The organism is Rhizobium sp. SEMIA 4085 (genome assembly GCF_013004495.1).
Classification (GTDB): Bacteria; Pseudomonadota; Alphaproteobacteria; order Rhizobiales; family Rhizobiaceae; genus Rhizobium; species Rhizobium gallicum.
Genome location: NZ_JABEPH010000581.1, coordinates 1 through 1895, shown reverse-complemented (window position 1 = coordinate 1895; position 1895 = coordinate 1). Strand labels below are relative to the sequence as shown.

At 60.5% G+C, this 1895-nt stretch carries 2 protein-coding genes and 1 pseudogene; all 3 read left to right on the top strand.

All coding sequences use genetic code 11. From position 1 onward, the window contains the following. Positions 1 to 125: 125 nt before the first annotated feature. Positions 126 to 497, top strand: a pseudogene (locus C9413_RS31225) (sulfotransferase); the annotation flags it as partial. Between the two features lie 19 nt (positions 498 to 516). Beyond that, positions 517 to 1416, top strand: coding sequence for a sulfate adenylyltransferase subunit CysD (gene cysD, locus C9413_RS31220; RefSeq protein WP_040114229.1), 900 nt, complete (start codon positions 517 to 519; stop codon positions 1414 to 1416). Continuing rightward, the coding region (locus tag C9413_RS31215) for a GTP-binding protein (protein ID WP_170251421.1) at positions 1416 to 1895 on the top strand (480 nt) is incomplete at its 3' end. The genes cysD and C9413_RS31215, both read left to right, overlap by 1 nt.

Here is a 1895-nt window from a genome sequence, read left to right as displayed (position 1 = left end):
GCTAGGGTGTCCCTGCTCGGCTGGGTGCGGACGGTGGGGACAGGCTGCGCCGTGGGACGGGGTTCGTTGACGGTTGCGCCCACCACGGACTACAGGGGGCTGCCTGCCGGCCCCACGCCCACACAAGACGCCCCCGCCAGTGGCTGAAATTCAGTTCGGATGACGATGCGGCTCCGCCGCCACGGGTCGAGTTGCCGATCGCCTCCTGCGAGGCCTACTTCAAGGCCGCCGACGATTTCCACGCTCGGGTCGAGCATGCGTTCGCTTCGGCCAGCTTACTTGAGATCGAGTACGAGAGGCTCCTTCGTGAACCCGCCGCATGCTTGGAAACGATTTGGGATTTTTTGGGCGTTCCATCGCATCAGCTTTCTGGCCGCGCGATCCTTGAGCGCCAGGAATCGCGGCCGCTGAACGAAACGGTAGAGAATTTCGACGCGTTGCGGCGCCACTTCGCAGACGGACCTTACGCGAGATTCTTCGAGATGATGACGCATTAGTCCCAAAGGGATAATCAATATGTCTCTTGGCAACCTCCAACGTCTTGAAGCGGAAGCAATTCATGTGCTTCGAGAAGTCGTTGCAACGTTTTCCAACCCGGTTGTGCTTTATTCCATCGGCAAGGACTCATCGGTTTTGCTGCATCTGGCGATGAAGGCGTTCTACCCGGCCAAACCACCTTTTCCCTTCCTGCACGTTGATACCAAATGGAAGTTCCGGGAGATGATCGAGTTTCGTGACCGGATGGCACGCGAACTCGAGTTCGACCTTCTGGTGCACGTCAATCAGGACGGGATCGATCAGGGAATTGGGCCTTTCACCCACGGGTCCAACGTCCACACCCACGCCATGAAGACGACGGCGCTCAGGCAGGCGCTGGAGAAATACGGTTTTGACGCAGCGCTCGCCGGAGCGCGGCGCGACGAGGAGAAGTCGCGGGCCAAGGAGCGCATCTTCTCGATCCGTAACGCTCAGCATGGCTGGGATCCGAAGCATCAGCGGCCCGAGATGTGGAAGACCTATAACGCGCGCGTCGGGCCGGGCGAGACGATGCGAGTCTTCCCGCTGTCCAACTGGACCGAGTTCGACATCTGGCAATATATCCTGCGCGAGACGATTCCGATCGTGCCGCTCTATTTCGCGGCGCGCCGGCCGGTGGTGCGGCGCGACGGCGCGCTGATCATGATCGATGACGGCCGCATGCCGATCCAGCCTGGAGAAGAGGTCGCGGAGCGCCTGGTGCGTTTCCGCACCCTCGGCTGCTATCCGCTGACCGGCGCAGTTGAATCCGACGCTGCCACGGTTCCGGACATCTTGCGGGAAATGCTGACGGTGCGCACGTCGGAACGGCAAAGCCGCCTGATCGACTCGGACGAAGTCGGGGCGATGGAGAAAAAGAAGCGGGAGGGGTACTTCTGATGTCGTATCTTCAAACTGTGCCGCCGCATGACATCGAGGCGCATCTGACCGAGCACGACAAAAAGTCGATCCTGAGGTTCATCACGTGTGGCTCGGTCGACGACGGCAAATCGACGCTGATCGGACGCTTGCTTTACGACGCGAAGCTGATCTTCGAGGATCAGTTGGCAAATCTCGGGCGCGTCGGTGCCGCCAACGGGAAGGAGATCGACCTCGCCCTGCTTCTCGATGGGCTCGAGGCGGAGCGTGAACAGCGCATCACCATCGACGTCGCCTACCGTTACTTCGCCACGTCGAAGCGAAAGTTCATCGTCGCCGACACTCCCGGCCATGAGGAATATACGCGCAACATGGTGACCGGCGCGTCGACGGCGGACCTGGCTATAATCTTGATCGACAGCCGCCGGGGCATTCTCCAGCAGACGCGGCCCCCATCCTCTATCGTGTCGATGCTCGGCATCCGTTTTGTTTTTTCAAGC

What these genes read in the sequence shown, in the direction of transcription:
- cysD (WP_040114229.1), top strand. Translation starts at nt 517, where the DNA reads ATGTCTCTTGGCAACCTCCAACGTCTTGAAGCGGAAGCAATTCATGTG.